The 18,300-nt window shown below is 70.3% G+C and carries 22 protein-coding genes; 8 read left to right on the top strand and 14 right to left on the bottom strand.

Features of this window, described 5'->3' with window-relative positions; all coding sequences use genetic code 11:
* The first annotated feature begins 50 nt into the window (after window positions 1-50).
* Together EFY87_RS18090 and EFY87_RS18085 are read left to right on the top strand one after the other, a co-directional pair.
* Entirely contained in the window at window positions 51-1,589 is a 1,539-nt protein-coding gene (locus tag EFY87_RS18090; RefSeq protein WP_148043397.1) for a hypothetical protein, read from the top strand.
* 133 nt (window positions 1,590-1,722) lie between these two features.
* A complete protein-coding gene (locus tag EFY87_RS18085; RefSeq protein WP_123272888.1) occupies window positions 1,723-2,907 on the top strand; it encodes an acetyl-CoA C-acyltransferase family protein in 1,185 nt (394 codons plus the stop codon).
* Between the two features lie 33 nt (window positions 2,908-2,940).
* Here EFY87_RS18085 and EFY87_RS18080 read toward each other — a convergent pair whose 3' ends face one another.
* The 10 genes from EFY87_RS18080 to EFY87_RS18035 all read right to left on the bottom strand — a co-directional run bounded on the left by EFY87_RS18080 (window position 2,941) and on the right by EFY87_RS18035 (window position 9,812).
* Window positions 2,941-3,282: an Rv3654c family TadE-like protein gene (locus EFY87_RS18080; RefSeq protein ID WP_123272887.1), complete on the bottom strand. Its 342-nt coding sequence runs from the start codon at window positions 3,280-3,282 to the stop codon at window positions 2,941-2,943.
* Window positions 3,279-3,665, bottom strand: a complete 387-nt coding sequence (locus EFY87_RS18075) for a TadE family type IV pilus minor pilin (protein WP_245988740.1) — start codon at window positions 3,663-3,665, stop codon at window positions 3,279-3,281. Before EFY87_RS18075 ends, EFY87_RS18080 begins: the two co-directional genes overlap by 4 nt.
* Window positions 3,665-3,892 (bottom strand): DUF4244 domain-containing protein, encoded by a 228-nt coding sequence (locus EFY87_RS18070; RefSeq protein ID WP_123272886.1) that lies wholly within the window; start codon window positions 3,890-3,892, stop codon window positions 3,665-3,667. The genes EFY87_RS18075 and EFY87_RS18070 overlap by 1 nt, the downstream gene beginning before the upstream one ends.
* 72 nt (window positions 3,893-3,964) lie before the next feature.
* Window positions 3,965-4,531 carry a type II secretion system F family protein gene (locus tag EFY87_RS18065; protein ID WP_123272885.1) on the bottom strand — a complete coding sequence of 189 codons (567 nt, stop codon included), beginning with the start codon at window positions 4,529-4,531 and terminating at the stop codon, window positions 3,965-3,967.
* Window positions 4,528-5,241: a type II secretion system F family protein gene (locus EFY87_RS18060; RefSeq protein WP_158607705.1), complete on the bottom strand. Its 714-nt coding sequence runs from the start codon at window positions 5,239-5,241 to the stop codon at window positions 4,528-4,530. The genes EFY87_RS18065 and EFY87_RS18060 overlap by 4 nt, the downstream gene beginning before the upstream one ends.
* Entirely contained in the window at window positions 5,238-6,410 is a 1,173-nt protein-coding gene (locus tag EFY87_RS18055; RefSeq protein ID WP_245988739.1) for a TadA family conjugal transfer-associated ATPase, read from the bottom strand. The genes EFY87_RS18060 and EFY87_RS18055 overlap by 4 nt, the downstream gene beginning before the upstream one ends.
* On the bottom strand, window positions 6,407-7,096 hold the full coding sequence (locus tag EFY87_RS18050) for a CpaE-like family protein (RefSeq protein ID WP_148043396.1): 690 nt from the start codon (window positions 7,094-7,096) through the stop codon (window positions 6,407-6,409). The genes EFY87_RS18055 and EFY87_RS18050 overlap by 4 nt, the downstream gene beginning before the upstream one ends.
* 656 nt (window positions 7,097-7,752) lie before the next feature.
* Window positions 7,753-8,586, bottom strand: coding sequence for a Fic family protein (locus EFY87_RS18045; protein WP_123272881.1), 834 nt, complete (start codon window positions 8,584-8,586; stop codon window positions 7,753-7,755).
* An 82-nt stretch (window positions 8,587-8,668) separates the two neighbouring features.
* Window positions 8,669-9,271, bottom strand: coding sequence for a hypothetical protein (locus tag EFY87_RS18040; RefSeq protein ID WP_123272880.1), 603 nt, complete (start codon window positions 9,269-9,271; stop codon window positions 8,669-8,671).
* Between the two features lie 106 nt (window positions 9,272-9,377).
* Window positions 9,378-9,812, bottom strand: coding sequence for a nitroreductase family deazaflavin-dependent oxidoreductase (locus EFY87_RS18035; protein ID WP_123272879.1), 435 nt, complete (start codon window positions 9,810-9,812; stop codon window positions 9,378-9,380).
* Between the two features lie 131 nt (window positions 9,813-9,943).
* On the opposite strand from EFY87_RS18035, the gene EFY87_RS18030 reads away from it, so the two are divergent.
* The 3 genes from EFY87_RS18030 (at window position 9,944) to EFY87_RS18020 (ending at window position 12,538) form a co-directional block, all read left to right on the top strand.
* Window positions 9,944-10,630 (top strand): TetR/AcrR family transcriptional regulator, encoded by a 687-nt coding sequence (locus EFY87_RS18030; protein ID WP_123272878.1) that lies wholly within the window; start codon window positions 9,944-9,946, stop codon window positions 10,628-10,630.
* A gap of 168 nt (window positions 10,631-10,798) precedes the next feature.
* The gene (gene nhaA / locus EFY87_RS18025) at window positions 10,799-12,055 is read left to right on the top strand and encodes a Na+/H+ antiporter NhaA (RefSeq protein WP_123272877.1); all 1,257 of its coding nucleotides are present in this window, start codon (window positions 10,799-10,801) and stop codon (window positions 12,053-12,055) included.
* 81 nt (window positions 12,056-12,136) lie between these two features.
* Window positions 12,137-12,538, top strand: coding sequence for a phage holin family protein (locus EFY87_RS18020; protein ID WP_123272876.1), 402 nt, complete (start codon window positions 12,137-12,139; stop codon window positions 12,536-12,538).
* A 3-nt stretch (window positions 12,539-12,541) separates the two neighbouring features.
* Here EFY87_RS18020 and EFY87_RS18015 read toward each other — a convergent pair whose 3' ends face one another.
* Entirely contained in the window at window positions 12,542-13,195 is a 654-nt protein-coding gene (locus tag EFY87_RS18015) for an NUDIX hydrolase (protein WP_123272875.1), read from the bottom strand.
* On the bottom strand, window positions 13,192-13,893 hold the full coding sequence (gene nth, locus EFY87_RS18010; RefSeq protein ID WP_123272908.1) for an endonuclease III: 702 nt from the start codon (window positions 13,891-13,893) through the stop codon (window positions 13,192-13,194). The genes EFY87_RS18015 and nth overlap by 4 nt, the downstream gene beginning before the upstream one ends.
* Before the next feature lie 144 nt (window positions 13,894-14,037).
* Between nth and EFY87_RS18005 the strand changes: the two genes are divergently transcribed.
* Both EFY87_RS18005 and EFY87_RS18000 read left to right on the top strand, forming a co-directional pair.
* A complete protein-coding gene (locus tag EFY87_RS18005) occupies window positions 14,038-14,715 on the top strand; it encodes a Crp/Fnr family transcriptional regulator (protein WP_123272874.1) in 678 nt (225 codons plus the stop codon).
* 91 nt (window positions 14,716-14,806) lie between these two features.
* Window positions 14,807-15,667, top strand: coding sequence for a PP2C family protein-serine/threonine phosphatase (locus EFY87_RS18000; RefSeq protein WP_158607704.1), 861 nt, complete (start codon window positions 14,807-14,809; stop codon window positions 15,665-15,667).
* Here the strand turns inward: EFY87_RS18000 and EFY87_RS17995 are convergent.
* Window positions 15,655-16,458: an MBL fold metallo-hydrolase gene (locus tag EFY87_RS17995; RefSeq protein ID WP_123272872.1), complete on the bottom strand. Its 804-nt coding sequence runs from the start codon at window positions 16,456-16,458 to the stop codon at window positions 15,655-15,657. The two genes, EFY87_RS18000 and EFY87_RS17995, sit on opposite strands and share 13 nt — an antisense overlap.
* A 92-nt stretch (window positions 16,459-16,550) precedes the next feature.
* Between EFY87_RS17995 and EFY87_RS17990 the strand changes: the two genes are divergently transcribed.
* Window positions 16,551-17,447 (top strand): lysozyme, encoded by an 897-nt coding sequence (locus EFY87_RS17990; RefSeq protein ID WP_220093702.1) that lies wholly within the window; start codon window positions 16,551-16,553, stop codon window positions 17,445-17,447.
* 21 nt (window positions 17,448-17,468) lie between these two features.
* Here EFY87_RS17990 and EFY87_RS17985 read toward each other — a convergent pair whose 3' ends face one another.
* Complete coding sequence (locus tag EFY87_RS17985; RefSeq protein ID WP_123272871.1) at window positions 17,469-18,299, bottom strand: NUDIX hydrolase; 831 nt, start codon at window positions 18,297-18,299, stop codon at window positions 17,469-17,471.
* Window position 18,300 lies beyond the last annotated feature (1 nt).

The raw sequence follows: 18,300 nt of genomic DNA, 5'->3' as shown, positions 1-18,300 counted from the left end.
GAAACTGTCGTTCTGCCTCCGGCGGGCCGTGGTGGCGGGACGATACGCCCATGACATGGGAGGTGGCAGGCCGCCGGGGTCACGTACCCGAAGGGCCCGTGGTCCGCGGACCATGGACGACCTTCGAGGACTTCAATCTCGTTGCCGGATGGCTGTTGTGGTCGCACCGGATGGCTTCGCCGTTCGGTGACCTGACGGGGAACGCGTTCGCTGCTGTCGCTCGTGAGCGCGGGGTGGCACTGTCCGAGACGGAGATCTCCCGCGCCGAGAAGGGTGAGGCCAGGGTCACGATCGGCGCGATCGCGAAGTACGAGCAACTGCTCCAGCTGCCGCCCGGCACGCTGAGCGCCCCGCTACGGTCGGCTGCCCGGCTGGCGCCCCGCGCTGCCGGCGCGGACAAACTGGCCCAGCTCCGGTCGGTGCCACGCGCTGTCGCGCCACGGCAGCTAGTCGTCAACGACTTCTACGTGCGGTACGTCGCCGGCGAACAGTTCACCGGCGGCGACTGGCTGATGCTGGCCGACTCGATCACGTATGCCGAAACGTCCCTCCTGCCGGATGCGCTGGCAATGCAGTGGATCCGGCAGCTGCTCGATGAATGCATGCGCTCGGTGAACGCGGCCTATTTCCCTCGCGTCGAGGCACTCTCCATCGTGGCGGAGCACGACCACTACGCGAGCTACCTACTCGATGCGGCCCGTGACCTCACGGCGGCGCCGGGCGCGTCGGGCGTCATCGACGCGTGGGGGATCGTCGGCGACATCCGCAGCAGGCAACTCATCCATAAGCTGCTCACGGACCTCCCCTCGGTGCCGGACGATCGGTTGTACCTCTACGCGGCTGCGTTCGAGATGCCAGGTTACCGGGGTGATCTGGCACCGCATCAGCTGCAGGACATCGCGCGCGACCTCGAACGCCGCCTGCCGCGATGGAGCCTGGGCTCGTACGAGCCGATCGCCTCCATCGCGGCCATGCTGCCCGACGACCTGAGCGCGTCGATCCTGCGCCGGATCGATCAGGATGTGCATCCGATGTCCCGGCTGACCGGTCGCCGGATGAACCGCACCGTCCAGGCCGAGGTCGACCTCTATACCGGCGCCGCGATGGCGGCGAGTTGGCCGGGCCACCCCGGCGGGAGTGTGCTGCCGGAGTTGCTTCGCCTCGTGCTCAGCAGCGAGCGCTTCGGGCTACGCCATCACGCGGCCAATCTGATCTACTGCAGTCCGTTCGCGGCGCCGATCTGTGCTGCCGCGGCGGAACTGTGCACGAGTGGAGCTGACCCGGTGACCCGGCAACTGGCGACCTACCTCGTGTCACGACTGGCCACCCCCGACAACGACGAAGAGTTGCGACTGTTGCTCAAGCGCAGCGAGCGGATCGGCCTGACCATCAACACCCTCACCGGTATGGCGCACGCCGGGCTGCTGACCGAACTCGACGACCTGAAACCGTTCATCCGGGCCAAGGACACTCGGCAATCCGGCATCTATGCCGCCGGGATCACCCACCACCCCGACCTCTACAGCGAAGCAGCTGACAGCGCCGAGGCGACCTGGTGGCGCCGGGCCAGAGGTGGTATCTGGGAGTGAGACGGCACGCGAATCCTGCGCATTCCGTAGGGATCGGCGACTAGGCTGCGAGGTACTCGAACCGGTGCCCATGCGCAGCCTCGGCCAGGAATCGTCCGGCACGGACTGCAGTTCGGCCTGAAAGGAACTTGCCATGACCGAGCGAGACGTCGTCGTGTTGTCGGCCGTACGATCCCCGATCGGCAGCTTCGGTGGAAGCCTTGCCGACCAGGAGCCGGCCGACCTGGCCGGGACTGTGATGAAGGAGGCAGTCGACCGGTCGGGTGTGGATCCGGACCGGATCAACTACGTGACCGTGGGCAACGTGATCCCGACCGAGTCGCGCTACCCCTACGTCGCACGGGTCGCCGCGATCCAGGCGGGCCTGTCGATGGACTCGGTCGCCATGGCGGTCAACCGGCTCTGCTCGTCCGGCTTGCAAGGCGTCGTGACCACCGCGCAGAACATCCTGCTGGACGACGCCGACTTCGGTGTCGGTGGCGGGGTTGAGGTCATGTCCCGCGGCGCCTACCTGTCACCGGCAATGCGCAATGGCGCCCGGATGGGCGACACGACGATGGTCGACAGCATGACGGCCGCCTTGACCGATCCGTTCGGCGTGGGGCACATGGGCATCACCGCCGAGAACCTCGCGGCGAAATGGGACATCACCCGCGAAGAGCAGGACGAGCTGGCGGCGGAGTCACACCGGCGTGCGGCTGCTGCGATCGAGGAAGGACGCTTCAAGACGCAGATCCTGCCGATCGTCAAGCAGACCCGCAAGGGTGAGGTCGTCTTCGAAACCGACGAGCACGTCCGCCCGGGGACCACCGTCGAGACGCTGGCCCGCATGCGTCCCGCATTCACGAAGGACGGCACGGTCACCGCCGGCAATGCCTCGGGCATCAACGACGGCGCCGCCTTCCTGGTGCTCGGCGAAGCATCCGCAGCTGAGGCGGCCGGGGCCAAGCCGATGGCCCGCTTGGCCTCGTATGCCGTGGCCGGTGTCCCCAACGAGATCATGGGTGAGGGCCCGATCCCGGCCACGCGGAAGGCTCTCGCCAAGGGTGGCTTCACCCTCGACCAGATGGACGTGATCGAGTCCAACGAGGCGTTCGCGGCCCAGGCGATCGCGGTATCGCGCGGTCTCGGCCTGGACATGGCCAAGACCAACCCCAACGGTGGCGCGATCGCACTCGGCCACCCGATCGGGTGCTCCGGCGCGTTCCTCGCCGTCAAGGCGCTTTACGAGTTGGAGCGCATCGACGGCAGGTACGCGCTCGTGACGATGTGCATCGGCGGGGGCCAGGGCATCGCCGCGGTGTTCGAGAGGTTGTAGACCGCTCTCTGGTCTCAAGCCTGTCGCCGCCGATCACGGTCCTGCCCGTGCCTGGGCCCGTGCCGGGCCGAGACCCGGCCAGCTCACCGCCGCCGCGACCGTGACCGTCACGTCCTCGCCGGCAACCGCACACGACGTCACCACGGCGTGGTTGCGGCCCGCGACCTGAGCCGCGACAGCGCACGGGTGACGTGCGTCGCTGCCGTCGACCACCACCCGGGCCGCCGCCAGGGCCGCGAGATCGGCCGCGGCGCGCGCCCGGTGACTGGCCGCAACCGCGGACACCAGTGCCAGCGCGCCGGTCAGCAGCACCAGCACCACCCCGATGCCGGCGACCACCAGCACAGTCGAGGACCCGCGCTCGCGAGACCTCACGGCGCGGCATCCACAGCCTCGGCCGGCGTCGTGACCGTCGAGGTCAGCCGGTGGCCGCCCACGAGCCACCCGAACGGGCCGGGCACGGGAGCCGTGACCGTCACCGTCACGTCGGAGCCGGCTGTGGACACAACGACCGCGCTGCCCGACGGTGCGGCACGGGCACCCGCCGCCTGCACCGCGCCTGGGCTGTCACCCCGCGCCGCCGCACGCGCCGCGACCCGCGCAGCATCCACACAGCGCACCTGGTTGATCCCGATCAGCACCGCGTTGAGCGCGATCAACAGCACGAAGACCAGCGCCGGGATGGTGGCCGCGAGCTCGGCGGTGACCATCCCGCCCTCGGAACGCAGCCGGCGCCGCAACCACCATCCGCGCGGCATCAGGACGCGACGCTGAGCGCCGACTCGATGATCCCGGTCAATGCTGCCTTCACCGCCCCGGACTTGACCACCACCATCAACACGGCCGCAAACGCGACTGCGGCGAGCGTGCCGACGGCATACTCCGCAGTCGTCATGCCTGCGTCGCGGCGAGCCCGTGCGGCACCGGCCACCTGGGCCAATCGGCTCTGCAATCGCAGCCCGAGCTGAACCGTTCGCTGTGCCATATGCTTCTCCTTTGATGTGAATTGCCCTCTGCGAGAGCATTTTCCAGGCGCCGAGGGCCGGCGCAAGGTCGTTCATGCGGCACCTTCGAGCAGGTCGCCGGCGAGGGCGGCGATGACCGGCACGACGGTGAGCAGTGCGAAGGCGGGCAGGAAGCACAGCCCGAGCGGTATGACGACGAGCACCGACAGCCGCCCGGTGGCCTCTTCGATGCGGCGCTGCTCGGCTCGGCGCAGGTCGGCTGCCGCTCCGGCCAGTAGCCCGGCCGGTGGGACTCCGGCCAGACCGGCGAGCGCGACCGCGTGACCGGCGGGTCGCCATACGGCGGGCAACGGCTCCCAGGCGGCGGCCTCGTCCACGCCCCAGCGGAGCGCCGCCACCACCTGGCGCAGGTGCGATCGCACCACGGGGCCACACCGGCCGGCGACCTCGTCGACGGCCACGACGAGCGGCACCCCGCTGGCCAGTGCGAGAGCCATCAGATCGAGCGCCGCGGCGACGCTGAGCACGTCCTCGGCGCGGCCTGCATCGCTATCGGTGCCCTGCCGGCCGACCGTTCGTGCGCGGACGTCGACGGTTCGCGACGCGGGCCAGACCAGTGGCACCAGGGCGAGCGCGGTCGCCGCCAGCAGGATGCTCACGGCAGCCCGGCCGGTGCGGCGGCCCGCCGGATCATCCGCCGGGTCAGCAGACGCCCCGCCACGACGAAGAGCGCACCGACGATCAGCACGAACGCACCGAGCGATCCGGCATACAGCCGCCACGGCGGCACACCGATCAGCGCCGCGATGGCCACCCCGAGCACGGGCAGGGCGGTGAGCAGCTGCATGGTGGCCCGCGGCCCGGCCGTCGCGGCGGCGATGCGCCGGTCGAGATCGCTCTGCTCCCGCATCATTGCCGTCGCAGTGCGCAGCGCGTCACCGATCGGGCAGCCCAGCTGCTCCGACAGCGCCCAGGCCCGCGCGACGTCGTCGAGCCCGGGGATCCGATGCCGTGCGTACAGCTGCGCCCAGCACGGCGCGAGTTCGCCTCCCTCCTGCGCTTCCCGAGCCAGGCGCAGCAGGTCGTGCCGCAAACCTGGTCGCGTCACCCGCACCGCCGCGAGAGACGCGGACGTCGAAACGGCAGTCGCCGGAGTCACACCCACCGCCAGCGCCGGAGCGATGCCTTCCAGCATCCCGACGACGACGTCGAGATCTGCGGACCGCCCAGCACGCCGCCGCAGCACCCGCCCGGGCGCGGCCCGCAACGATAGGGCCGGCCCGCGCGCGAGGCGGTGCAGGTCACCCGATCGGCGGCCCGGCCAGAGAAGGATTGCCAGGCACACTGCTGCCGCCACCAAGAGGCTCACACCGGATCGCCGCCGGCCAGCAGTGCGTCGAGGGCGGCCCGGCCGGTCGTGTCGCGCAGAACGCCGTCGACCCGCCGCATCGCCGGTGTGACGCCCAAGCGCCCGCCGGACCATCCGATGACGCCGATCTCCTCCACTGTGCGCACCCCGCCCTCGCGGCGCAGGTGGATGACCACTTGCAACGCCGAGGCAAGCTGGGAACGCACGGCGTCGGCGGACATCTCCGCAAGCGCGCCCAGTGCCTCGAACCGCGCCAGCACGTCGCCGCTGGTGTTGGCGTGCACCGTGCCGCACCCGCCCTCATGGCCGGTGTTGAGCGCGCTGAGCAACTCGCGCACTTCCGCCCCGCGCACCTCGCCGACGACCAGCCTGTCGGGCCGCATGCGCAGGGATTGCCGCACCAGGGTCGACAGGGAGATCTCGCCGCTGCCCTCGACGTTGGGCGCCCGGCTCTCCAGCCGGATGACGTGCGGGTGGTCCACGTGCAACTCCCGCACGTCCTCGACGATCACGATGCGCTCACCGGCAACGACCTCGGCGAGCATGGCCGCAAGCAAAGTCGTTTTGCCGGAGCCGGTGCCACCGCTGACGAGAAACGCCACGCGGGCAGCCACAATGCGGCGCAGCACCGCCAGGCCACGCGCGTCACAGGTGCCGGTCGCCGCCAGCTCATCGAGCCGTGGCGGATGCCGGCGCGGCACCCGCAGGCTGATGTGCGCCGCGCCTTCGACCAGCGGCGGGAGCACGGCATGCAACCGGACCCCACCGGGGAGCAACCCGTCGACGTAGGGCACCGTCTCATCGAGCCGGCGACCGGCGCGGGACGCCAGGCGCACGGCGAGACGGCGAACCGCCGCCGCATCGCCGACGTCCACGTCGGTGCGTTCGAGCCCTCTGCCGCGATCGAGCCATGTCCCGCCCGTGCCGTTGACGAGCACGTCGGTGACACCGGGGATCGTGAGCAGCGGGTCGAGTGGGCCGGCGCCGAAGACGTCCGCGCGCAGCCGGCCGGCCAGAGTCTGCACACTGTGCCTGCCCAGCACCGCCGCATCCACCGCGGCGAGCCCGTCGACGCTCTCCGGCGTCGGTGGCCGGCCGTCGCGGATCTCCGCCCACAGCGCCGCGCCGACAGCCGGGTCGCCCGCTGGACGCTCGCTTCGCTCGCTCACGCCGCGGCCTCCGCGGCCACCACAAGGTCGCGCAGCAACCGGTCGCATGCCCCGGCATACGCCGACCGCGCACGCGAGCCGGCCGGCACCCCTCGCTCGAGGTCGACCGCAAGGTGCCGGTCGTCCGGCAGACACCCCGCAAGGTCGAGGCGTAGCGCACCGGCAACGTCGAGGGCCGGCGCCTCCCGCAAGCCGCGGACGACCAGCATCGGTCGCGCGCCGAGGCGTTGCACGGTCGCGCCCGCGGCCGCGAGGCCACTCGGCGTGCCCCTCGCCACCAGCAGGACGTGGTCGTAGCGTTCGGTCCGCATCGCTGCCGCTGCCCGGCCCAGGTCCACCAGGACCAGGTCGCAGACCGGCCGCACTGCGGTCACGGCCCGATCGAGCAGACCTGCCGGCAGCTCACACCATTGCCGGCCGAAGGACAGCACCTGTGGTCCGTCGTCACGGCTCGGCAGTCGCTCCAGCAGCCGCTCGCCGTCGAGCGGACCGTCGGAGCCGAGCAGGTCCTCCCACCGCACGCCCGGCACCGTCTCGATGCCGAACGCCACATCGATGCCGCCACCACACGCGTCGGCATCCACCACGACAACACGTCGGTGAGCGGCGTGCGCGCGGGTGGCGAGCGCCACCAGGGCCGTGGTCGCGCCGGCACCCGTGCCGCCGCCGAGCAGTGCAATCGTCATGCCGCTGTCCATACCGACGATCGTGGAGCCGGTGGAACCTCAGCGGCAGCTGCGACGTCGCTACCTGTGGATGCCGGCCGATGCTACACCGGGGTGTGGATGAGGGGACCGGAGAGCGTCGGCCGGCATTCCACCGCGTGCCGGCCGAACGCACGCAGAAGGCCCCCGCCCGGGGGGTGGGCGGGGGCCTTCTGTGTGTGCGCCGCGACCCCTGGGGGGGTGTGAGGCCCGGCGCAGCGCTGCGACCTGGACTGGGAGCGCTTCGGTTCAAGTGTGGAACTGGTCGACCGTTCGGAACAACAGTCCAGATGGATCCCATAACAACTTCATACCTTCGGCGGAAGTGTCGAGATTCGGTAAACCGCGCGTCAAGGACTCGCCTTCCGGGCAGGACGAAGGCCCCGCCACCCACGTGGGTGGCGGGGCCTTCAACCGCTTCCTACCTCCGGTTACCAGGCGTGCATCCTCAAGGTTGTCGCCGCGGCTCAAGGCCCCGGACGAGCGGTCCATAACGTGGACTGTCTCCGCGTGGGTGCCGGTTTCGATAGCGGTGGTCGTCGGATTCCCATCCGTCGCTGATGACTCAGGTCTACTCCGATCCGGGACGTCATACAAGACTTGAATCCGGTGCATCACAGGCGGACAATCCGCCTCGTTCAGTGTCCGGTGAGACGACCGGCCAGCACGGCGTCGGCGATCTCAGTCGCCTCGGCGGCACCCGCGACGACGGCCTGCGCACAGTGGCGCAACCACAGTCCAACACCTTCGGTCGAGCCCGTGAGGTATGCCGAGAGCGCTCCCTGGTAGGCCACGGCACCCTGCCGCGCATGCCCCGCTTCGCTGACCACGCCGCCCACCGGGTCGACTCCGGACGCCTGTAGCAGCGCTCGCTCCAGAGCACGCGCGACCAGCGCGTTCGCGTAGCCGAACGGGCGAGCCGTGGCGACCTCCGCGTGCACGATCGCCGTCAGGAGTATGCCGGGGGCCTCGCCCAAGGAGGCGATGAGCTCCACCACGCCGCGCAACCGCTGCGCCGCTTCCGCCGGCGGCGGTGCCGCACCGAGTTCGGCCAGGTCCGAAGGTGTTTCGTCTCCCTGTCGCGGGCGGGCCAGCGCGTCGGGGGCCATGACCGCAGCGGCGGCAGCCTTGTGCAGGGTCGCGATCGCCTGCGCGGGAGCGGTGCGCAGGACACCGCCCAGGTGCTCGGTCTCAGCTGTCGCCCGGATCGCGCCCGTCAGGACCCGGTCCCCGGGCCCGTCGTCGAGGGCCACAGCTCCGCGCATGGCGTCCCGCACGAGGTCGACCGGGACCTCGGCCCCCTCGAGGAACGCGCTGGCGCGTGCGCCCCGCACCCTGGACTCGGCGGCCACTTCCGGCACCCTCCGGCGCAGCGCCTCGTGCCAGCGCAGCCGGGTGCACGCTTCGCGCGCCTCGTCGATCGCCTCTCCCACACCAGGCAGCGATGCGAGGCGAGACAGGTCGGCGGTCACGGGTCGGGCTCCTTGAAAGTGTGCGTGCGGTGGTGCGGTTGTGCCGAGGATATGGCCGCGCCATACCAGCGTCGTCACCCGGTCAGCCTCTCCGGCCGGGTAGCTCGCGGTCCTCGGCGTTCATCACGTCGGCATTGATGGGCATCCGCCACTTCCCCGAGAAACCTTGCCCGGTCACGGCATTGAGCAGGCCGGCTGCGCGCCCGGAGATCGCGACCCCCATCCAGATGAGGAAGACCGCGAGCGGCACCTCGACGAAGATCGCCGAGGCCAGTGCCTGGGCCACCGAGTGCCTGTTCGCGGTGGTCACGTCGAACCAGGCGTCGGCCAGCAGCAGCACTCCGGCCGCGAAAGATGTGAGGACCAGCAGCATGCGGCGTTTCCAGGCGAAGAACGCCGTGAGCCCGAGCATCACGATGAGCAGCACGTCGAAACCGGCCCAGGTCAGCGCCCAGGCGTGCGAGACGTAGTGGTCGGGCAGGCTGAGTGCGAGGTATGCCGTCCACGGCACGAGAAACACCGCACAGACCGCCGTGATCGCGAGCGCAATGGCCCGGCGACGGCGCACGGTGCGCAACCACGGCGCCCGCACTGCGTCCAGCGTCTCGCTCTCGCGCAGCCGGCGCATGAGGTCGAGGCGCTCGGGGACGGTCAACTGCTCGATCTCGTGATCGGTCAACGGCATCGGTCAAGACTTCCTGACGAGGGGACTGCCCTTCGCGTCATACGTGCAACGCGCGGGACGTGCCCGGTATGCCGGGAGCCGGCTCAGCGCGACGGTGACCCGGCCGTCACCGCTCCAGCCGGAAGACCGGATGAGCCGGGATGACCGCTTCGAGCTCGGCGCCGGTCGACGCCGCGGTGACGCCTTCGGGGAAGAACGTGCCGACCTCCCACGCCCAGCGCTTCAGGTAGTGCCGCAGGACCGGGACCGCGGCGGCGCCATACACCTCGGTGACGGTGTATGGCGTCCGGCTGCGCCCGCATCGCAGGGTGATCTCCGGGTTGTGGCGCACGTTGCGCACCCACTGGGTCCGGCCGCGTGGCGCGACGAGGTAGAGCGCACCGTCGACGGACAGCGGGTTGACCGGGGTGCTGTGCGGTTGCCCGGAGTTGCGGCCGATGACGATGAGTTCCTTCGCGCCGAAGGCGCTGATGCCGAGGCGGGACAGCGCCTTGACGAGGACGTTCATCACCCGCGTTGCCGGGTCGAGTTGAGTGGTCATGGCCAACGCCTTTCGAGGGATTCGAGGTTTCGAGAGCAGTGCTCTCGAGACCAACGAACCACATCGCCCACGACAAATCAAGAGCACTGCTCTTTATTGTGTTTCCTGCTCTCTTTTGCGAGCATGGGTTCATGCCATCCACTCCTCGTGAACGCGCACGCGTCGACACCATGCGGCGAATCCTGGAGTCCGGCAACCGGCAGCTCGCCGAGCAGGGTGCGGCCGCGCTCTCCCTGCGGGCCGTCGCTCGCGACCTGGGCATGGTGTCGTCCGCGGTCTATCGCTACGTGCCCAGTCGCGACGACCTGCTGACCGCGCTCATCACCGAGGGTTACCGGGACGTCGCGCAGGTTGCCGAGAGCGCAGCCGCGGGCCGCGCGGCGCCGGGGAGGCGCTTCGTCGCGCTGTGCGAGGCGATCTATGGCTGGGCGCGCGAACATCCGCACCGCTACGCGCTGATCTTCGGATCTCCGGTGCCCGGCTACCGGGCCCCGCAGGACACGATTACGGACGCCGCCCGGACACCCGCTGCCGCCATACAACTCATCGAAACAGCCTGGGCTGCAGGGGAACTCGACGATCCCGAGAGCCCGCCGGCGTCCGCTGGACTGCGGCGGCAAGCGAAGGAGTTGCGGACCGCGCTCGGCACACAGCTGCCCGAAGCCGTGCTGTTGCGTTTCGCCGCCGCCTGGACCCAGGTCTTCGGCGTGATCAGCTTCGACCTCTTCGGGCAGTTCGTCGGCAGCTTCGAGCCCGGCGACGCCGTCTGCGCCTTCACCTTCCGGACCGCCGCACGCACCATCGGCTTCCGCGACTGACGTCCCAACCCACCGTTGACGCCCGAAACTGCCATTGACCCCGCTGCTGCGCCGTCAGCGGCCGGTTCGACCGTCAATCGCCGGCGGCCGCGCCGGTAGACTGGGCCACGGTGTGCCGGGAAGTCTGGTCGGCGTGACGTTCCGCGACCCCTCCCAGCGAAGGCCACCATGACGATTCGCCCGATCCGGCGCGCATTCTCGCGCGGTGACTGGCCCGAGGCACGGCGGATCGCCGGGCTGTTGCGCCAGGAGACAGTGGGCGGCGCGGTGCTGCTGGTCGCCGCCATCGCGGCACTGGTCTGGGCGAACACGCCCTGGCGGGACGGCTACCACCACCTGGTAGCCACCTCTCTCGGCCCGCACCTGCTCCATCTGGACATGAGTCTCGCCCACTGGACGTCCGACGGGCTGCTCGCGATCTTCTTCTTCCTCGCCGGTCTCGAACTCAATCACGAGTTCACCCACGGCTCGCTGCGCGACCCGGCAAAGGCCGCCGTGCCGATCGTCGCCGCGTGCTGCGGGGTCGCCCTGCCCGCGATCCTGTATGCCGCCACCCAGGTGTATGGCGCCGGCCGACTCACCGGCTGGGCGATCCCGACCGCCACCGACATCGCCTTCGCGCTCGCGGTGCTCGCCGTCATCGGCAGTCATCTGCCCAGCGCGCTGCGCTCGTTCCTGCTGACCCTCGCGGTGGTCGACGACCTGATCGCGATCACCATCATCGCGATCTGTTACACCTCCTCGATCAGCATCGGCTGGCTGGCCGTCGCCGTGGTGCTGCTCGCCGCCTTCGCACTGACCGTCAGAGGTGGCCGGAATCCATTGCTATTGCTGGTGTTCGGGCTGACCACCTGGCTCGCCGTGCTCAACTCCGGCGTGCACGCGACCGTCGCGGGCGTCGCACTCGGTCTGCTCATGCCGGCGCAGGTCCGTCCGGGAGAAGCCACGTCGCTCGGTGAACGAGTCGACCACGCACTCCGCCCAGTGTCCGCCGGATTCTGTGTGCCCGCGTTCGCCTTCTGCGCCGCCGGCGTGACCGTGGTGGGCGGCGGACTCGGCGACGCGCTCCGCGACCCGGTCACGCTCGGCGTCATACTCGGCCTGGTCGCGGGCAAGACCGTCGGCGTCTTCGGCGGCACCGTGCTGACGGTCAGACTGACCCGGGCCGAACTCGACGACGACCTCACCTGGCCGGATCTCTTCGGGCTCGCAGTGCTCGCGGGCGTCGGATTCACCGTGTCACTGCTGATCGGCGAACTCGCCTTCGGCGACGGATCGGTCGCCGACGAGCATGTCAAAGTGGGCGTGCTCGCCGGGTCGCTGCTGTCGGCGCTGCTCGCAACGGTGTGCCTGCGCGCCCGCAACGCGACCTACCGCCGGATCCACGAAGCCGAGTCGCGGGACGACCACGGCGGCGCCTACTAAGGTACCGGTGAGTTCGGTGTCTCTATGCTGGCAACAGCCACGGCACGTCACGAGCAGCCAACCATTCATGAGGAGCAATCGATGGCCCAGACCACGAAGGGCACAGAGCGAACCCTCGGCCAGCTGGTCGCGGACGCCTCCACCGACCTGAAGGCGATCGTCAAGGACGAGATCGCCCTTGCCAAGGTGGAGATCAAGTCCGATGTCGCCAAGGGTGGCAAGGGCGCCGGCCTGCTCGCCGGTGCCGGGCTGTTCGCCCTCTACCTGCTCGGCTTCCTCCTGCTCACCCTCGCCTGGGGCCTGCACGCCGCCGGCCTGCAGCTGTGGATCGGGCTGCTGATCACCTCCGGCGTGCTGCTGCTCATCACGCTGATCCTCGCGCTGCTGGGCATCAGCGCGCTGAAGAAGATCAAGGGCAAGCCGGAGCGCACCATCGACAACGCACAGCGCACCGTCGCCGCGATCAAGCCGCCGAAGGTCTGACGCCTACCGCCAGTAGCGGTCGGGCACGGGCCGGCGATCCTCGCGGTCCCACGGACGTTCCAGCCCGGCCAGCCGCAGCGTGGCATCCAGCACGATCGCGGTGAACCCCCAGATGTAGAGCCCGTCCACCTCGAACGCGGGCGCGTCGAAGGACCGCGCGGGGTGCACGGCCCTGAACCGGTTGGCCGGATCCACCAGATCTACGAGCGCGACCCGCGCGACGCGCGCGACCTCCGCAGGATCGACCACCCCGATCGGTGAGGGCGTGCGCCACCACGCGGCGACAGGGGTGACCCGGAAGCCCGTGACGCTGAGCGGCAGCACCGGCAGCTCGCCGACGACCTCGACCCCCTCGGGTGCCAGCCCGATCTCTTCGCGCGCCTCACGCAACGCCGTGTCGACCGCCGTGACGTCGCCTGGGTCGACGCCGCCGCCGGGGAACGACACCTGCCCCGCGTGCTTGCGCAGGGTCGCCGCCCGCTCGGTCAGCACGACGTCCTCGCCGCCGCCGGCTGCCGGGCCGAAGAGCATCAGCACAGCGGAGGCCCGGCCGGTCGCCGGCGGCAGACGCCGGCCGAACGGTGTCTCGCGCGCCCGGCGCTCCAGATCGCTCAGCCAGGCCGGCTCGGGCGCGCCTGTGGGCAGGCGTTCGCTCATCGCACTGCCGCGGGCTCGGGGACCCCGGCCGGCCGCACCGCGCCCGGCGCGAGCTCGAATTTCAGCAGCGCTCGCGCCTTGTCCGGGTCGACCTCCCCCACGCCGTATGACGGGCACCATCTGGCCACTGGGCACACTCCACAGGCCGGGCGCTTCGCGTGGCAGATGCGCCGGCCCTGGAAGATCAGCACGTGGCTGAGCTGCGTCCAGTCCTTGCGGGGGAACATGGCACCGATCGCGGCCTCGACCTTGACAGGGTCGTCCAGGTCGGTCCAGCCCATGCGGCGCACGACCCGGCCGAAGTGCGTGTCGACCGTCAGCCCGGGCTGTCCGAACGCATCGCCCAGCACGACGAAGGCAGTCTTGCGCCCGACTCCCGGCAGGGTCACCAGGTCTTTCAGGCGCGGCGGGACCTGTCCGTCGAAGCGCTCGACCAGGGTCTGCCCGAGCGTCATCACCGACTTGGCCTTGGCGCGGAAGAATCCGGTCGGCCGCAGCAATTCCTCCAGTTCTTCGCGATCGGCACCGGCATACGCCGCGGCGTCGGGGTAGCGCGCGAAAAGGGTCGGCGTCACCTTGTTGACCCCGACGTCGGTCGTCTGCGCCGAGAGGATGGTGGCGACCAGCAACTCCAGTGGCGTGCGAAAGTCCAGCTCGCAGTGTGCGTGCGGGAACTGTTCGCGCAGGGCCCGGAACATCCGGCGCGCCCGGCGGGTGCGTGCCAGCCCGGACTCGGCCGACACGTCGATGCGCTTCACATCGCCGAGCGTAGACGAGCCCGGTGACAGGGCACGCACGTCGGCTACCTCACACGCACGGGGGCTACGTGGCAGACTGCAGGCGTGGATACCGAGGCCGTGCGCAAAGCGCCCCTGTTCGCCGCCCTTGACGACAACGCTGCCGAAGCGTTGCTCTCGACGATGACGCGAACCAAGATCGCGCGTGGCCAGGAGTTGTTCCACGAGGGCGAGCAGGGCGACTCGCTTTACGTGATCACGTCGGGCAAGGTGAAGCTGGGCCGCCGCTCGGCGGACGGCCGGGAGAACCTCCTGGCGATCCTGGGCGAGGGCGAGATGCTCGGCGAACTCAGCCTTTTCGATCCGGGTCCGCGCACCGCCACGGCGACCGCCGTCGCCGACACCGCGCTGGTCGGCTTGTCCCACCCTGACATGAGCGCCTATCTGGGCACCCGGCCCGAGGTCGCCATGACGATGATGTCGGTCCTCGCGGCCAGGCTGCGCCGCACCAACGAAGCCCTGGGCGACCTGGTCTTCACCGATGTGCCCGGCCGCGTCGCCAAGGCGCTGCTCGACCTGTCGCGCCGCTTCGGCAAGCCGTCCGACGAAGGCACCCTCGTGGAGCACGACCTGACCCAGGAAGAGCTCGCTCAGCTGGTCGGCGCCTCCCGCGAGACGGTTAACAAGGCGCTCGCCGACTTCTCCTCACGCGGCTGGATCCGCCTCGAGGCCCGCGCGGTGACGCTCCTCGACATCGACCGGTTGCAGCGCCGGGCGCGCTGACTCTCCTGGCGGTCGCCGCCCGGAACCACCCTCGCCACGGCAGCGTCTGTCTGTCGGCACACCTCGCGCGGACCAGAAGGAGGGCACGGCAGTGCAGAACAGCCGGTCATCGGATGCGGCGGACGATCCGCGCAATCACATTGTCCTGTCACCACATCCGTGGGTTGCCGGCCAGTCCGACATCGGGCAACGACACCATCGCAACGAAGACTCGATCGCGCTTGCCGCCTCCGAGGAACAGGGCGCGCGAGCCGTGCTCGTGGTCTGTGACGGCGTGTCGACGTCGACCGACTCCCAGCTCGCCTCGCAAGCGGCTTCGGTCGCCGCGATGGAACGACTGTCCCAGCCGATGCCTCGGCGGGGGGTCGCGCAGGACGTCTGGCTGGAGACGGCGGCGCAGGCATTCGCCGACGCCGCGCAGGCCGGTAGTGCGGCAGCGGCCGAAACGGGCGGAGCAGACGACCCGACACCCCCGTCGTGCACGATGGCGGCGGCCATCGTCGAGGACAACCTGATCGTCGGCGGGAACGTCGGCGACAGCCGGGTCTACTGGATTCCGGCATCCGGCCCGGAGCGCGCGGTCCAGCTCGGATCGGACGACTCGATGGCGCACGAGCTGATCCGCCGCGGCGTCCCGCGGGAGAACGCCGAGAACGCGCCGAACGCCCACGCGATCACCCGATGGCTCGGACGCAACGCGCCCAAGGACCTGACCCCACGCCTGGCTCATCTGCTGGCGGAGGAGCCGGGCTGGCTGATCGTATGCAGCGACGGCTTGTGGAACTACTGCTCGGCACCGGCCGATCTCTGGGACCTGGTGCAGCGCGTCCGCGCCGCACGCGGCGACGATCCGACGGAAATCACCGATGGTCTGGTCGGATTCGCGAATGCGTCCGGGGGCGCCGACAACATCAGCGTGGTGATCGCGGCACTGGCGCCTCAGCCGGCCTGACCGTTTGCGGCGAGGTAGTCCAGCTGGGCCTGGACGCTCCACTTCGCCGCCGGCCACACCTCGCGCGGCACGTCGGCGTAGACCCGCTCGACCACCGCCTGCGCGACGTCGGTCGCTTCGTCGTCACCTGCCGCCAGGGCGGCCCGCACCTGGTCGAGTCGTTCGGCGCGGTGCTGCCGGTATGCCGCAATGACAGTCGCGGCGTCGGCGTGTGTCGGCCCGTGCGCCGGCGCCAGCGCGGTCGGATGCGCCGCGGCGACGGCGTGCAACTTGTCCAGGGACGCGAGGTAGGGGCCGAGCGCTCCGTCCGGGTGCGCCACCACGGTCGTGCCGCGCCCGAGCACGGTGTCGCCGGTGAGCAGCGCGCCCGCATCGGGCAGGTGGAACGAGACCGAGTCGGCGGTGTGCCCAGGAGTGAGCAGCACTCGGATCTGCAGCGATCCGAGGGAGATTCGCTCATCATCGGCAAAATCCGGGCCACGTCCGCCCCCACGCACCGGCGCCTGGGTCAGCTCCGCCCACCGCTCCAGCGACTCCGTGTGGTCGTGGTGCCAGTGTGTGACCAGTGTGAGGGCGACGCGGGCGCCGCGGGCGCCGACCTGGCGCAGCACTTCCTGGAGGTGACCCTCGTGCAGCGGTCCCGGATCGACGACTGCGGCCACGGTGTCGCCGGGGACGTGCAGGATCCAGGTGTTGGTGCCGTCCAGGGTCATCGGCCCGGGATTGGGGGCGAGCACCGCGCGCACCTGGTCGCCCAGGGCGCCGCCGCGCCATACCGTGCCTGTCGTCATGCGGACAACCGTAGTCCGCTCTTACCCAACTTGACCGAGCCTTGACCGGACTTTGGCGCGCTGTAGACCTGGCGTGATTACCGTGAAAGCTGTTGCTGCTGTGGGCTCGGGGCCACGGCGTCCTGCCGTTCCACCTGCGAGAGGTCTCGATGAAGAAATCCCTGCTCACGTCCTGCGCCGCACTCACGGCGCTTACCTTCGTAGCCGCCGCCGGGCCGGCTCACGCAGCTGCCAGCCACGCCCAGCGGCCCACGGCAGCGGCCAAACGGGCTGGGATCCAGCGGCTCGGCGATGCGTATGCCGGCTGGGAACACCACGACAGCAAGACCGGCGCCGACTCGGGCGCGCTGGTCCGCCCGCTGTCCAGCGCGAACGCGACCCTGGGGATCGACGTCGCGGCATACCAGGGCAACGTGGACTGGAGCTCGCAGTACCGCTCGGGCGTGCGCTGGGCCTACACCAAGGCGACCGAGGGCAACTACTACACGAACCCCTACTTCGCCCAGCAGTACGACGGCAGCTACCGGGCGGGCATTGTTCGCGGGGCCTACCACTTCGCCAACCCGGCCGGCTCCTCCGCGGTCAACCAGGCGGCCTATTTCGTGGCGCACGGCGGCGGCTGGTCCAAGGACGGCAAGACACTGCCAGGCATGCTCGACATCGAGTACAACCCTTATGGCGCAACGTGTTACGGCCTTTCGCAGTCGGCGATGACTTCCTGGATCCGGTCCTTCCTCACCGAATATCGGCGCAAGACCGGGCGCGACGCGGTCATCTACACGACCGCCGACTGGTGGCAGACCTGCACCGGCAACACCACGGCCTTCAACCAGACCAACCCGTTGTGGATCGCGCGCTACAGCTCGTCGCCCGGCACGCTGCCCGGCCGCTGGCCCTACTACACGATGTGGCAGTACACGAGTTCGCCGATCGACCATGACTGGTTCAACGGCGACCTGTCGCGCGTCAAGGCACTGGCCAACGGCTGAGCCGGTGCACTCCGGCGGACGTCAGTCGTTGAGCTGAGCGCGCAGGACCACGCGGTCGCCGACCTGCACCGGCTCCGGCATGACCGGCAGCAGACCGGCGCGACTGGTCGTCACCGGGTCGAAACTTCCCCAGCCGGAAACTCGCTGCAGTTGCACGACCGTCGGCGGCAGCAGGCTCGCCGCCCCGGCGCTCGCTTCCCGGAGCACGTCGGCGGGACGATGCCATCCGGCTTCGGACGCTTCCGTCGTGCGATCATCGGCAACCTGCTCGGCCGGCATCAGGGCCGAGAAGAACCACGTGTCGTAGCGGCGGGGCTCCATCTCCGGGGTGACCCAGTGGTCTTGCACCGCAAGCAGATCCGATCGCAGCACCAGCTGCCGGTCACGCAGGAGGTCCGAGAAGGCGAGGCTGTGGTCCGCCAGCCGCGCCCGGTCCTCTTGCCACTGCTCGTCATTCGGCTGGGAGATGATCTCGTGGGCGGACGGCCCGGCGAGCAGCACACCGCACTCCTCGAACACCTCGCGCACCGCGGCGACCACCAGCGCCTGCGCCACCGGCTCCGGCACCCCGAGGCGCTGCGCCCACTCCGGCACCGCCGGGCCGGCCCACGGCACCTCACCGGACTCGTCTCGCGGGTCGACACCACCGCCGGGGAACACCCACATCGACGGCGCGAACGGCATCGACGACGCCCGATGCTGCATGAAAACCTCTGCACCGGAGGCTGCTTCGCGCAGCAGGAGCACGGTCGATGCGAGCCGCACCGATCCTGGCACGCGCTCGGCGGCAGGCCTGGCCAGCCAGTTCACGGCCAGGTCGTGGACTCGCGGTACCGCCTCGAAGTCGCGCATA

It is taken from the genome of Flexivirga caeni (assembly GCF_003724155.1).
In the GTDB taxonomy this organism is placed as follows: Bacteria; Actinomycetota; Actinomycetes; order Actinomycetales; family Dermatophilaceae; genus Flexivirga; species Flexivirga caeni.
This window is presented reverse-complemented; position numbering and strand designations above follow the sequence as displayed.

Bases quoted from the DNA above. Each gene is read 5' to 3' on its own strand.
- nhaA (WP_123272877.1), top strand. From the start codon at position 10,799: ATGACGATTCGCCCGATCCGGCGCGCATTCTCGCGCGGTGACTGGCCC.
- EFY87_RS18015 (WP_123272875.1), bottom strand. From the start codon at position 13,195: ATGAGCGAACGCCTGCCCACAGGCGCGCCCGAGCCGGCCTGGCTGAGC.
- EFY87_RS18075 (WP_245988740.1), bottom strand. From the start codon at position 3,665: ATGCCGCGCGGATGGTGGTTGCGGCGCCGGCTGCGTTCCGAGGGCGGG.
- EFY87_RS18090 (WP_148043397.1), top strand. From the start codon at position 51: ATGACATGGGAGGTGGCAGGCCGCCGGGGTCACGTACCCGAAGGGCCC.
- EFY87_RS18070 (WP_123272886.1), bottom strand. From the start codon at position 3,892: ATGGCACAGCGAACGGTTCAGCTCGGGCTGCGATTGCAGAGCCGATTG.
- EFY87_RS18050 (WP_148043396.1), bottom strand. From the start codon at position 7,096: ATGACGATTGCACTGCTCGGCGGCGGCACGGGTGCCGGCGCGACCACG.
- EFY87_RS18085 (WP_123272888.1), top strand. From the start codon at position 1,723: ATGACCGAGCGAGACGTCGTCGTGTTGTCGGCCGTACGATCCCCGATC.
- EFY87_RS18035 (WP_123272879.1), bottom strand. From the start codon at position 9,812: ATGACCACTCAACTCGACCCGGCAACGCGGGTGATGAACGTCCTCGTC.
- EFY87_RS18030 (WP_123272878.1), top strand. From the start codon at position 9,944: ATGCCATCCACTCCTCGTGAACGCGCACGCGTCGACACCATGCGGCGA.
- EFY87_RS18040 (WP_123272880.1), bottom strand. From the start codon at position 9,271: ATGCCGTTGACCGATCACGAGATCGAGCAGTTGACCGTCCCCGAGCGC.
- EFY87_RS17985 (WP_123272871.1), bottom strand. From the start codon at position 18,299: ATGCGCGACTTCGAGGCGGTACCGCGAGTCCACGACCTGGCCGTGAAC.
- nth (WP_123272908.1), bottom strand. From the start codon at position 13,893: ATGTTCCGGGCCCTGCGCGAACAGTTCCCGCACGCACACTGCGAGCTG.
- EFY87_RS18020 (WP_123272876.1), top strand. From the start codon at position 12,137: ATGGCCCAGACCACGAAGGGCACAGAGCGAACCCTCGGCCAGCTGGTC.
- EFY87_RS17995 (WP_123272872.1), bottom strand. From the start codon at position 16,458: ATGACGACAGGCACGGTATGGCGCGGCGGCGCCCTGGGCGACCAGGTG.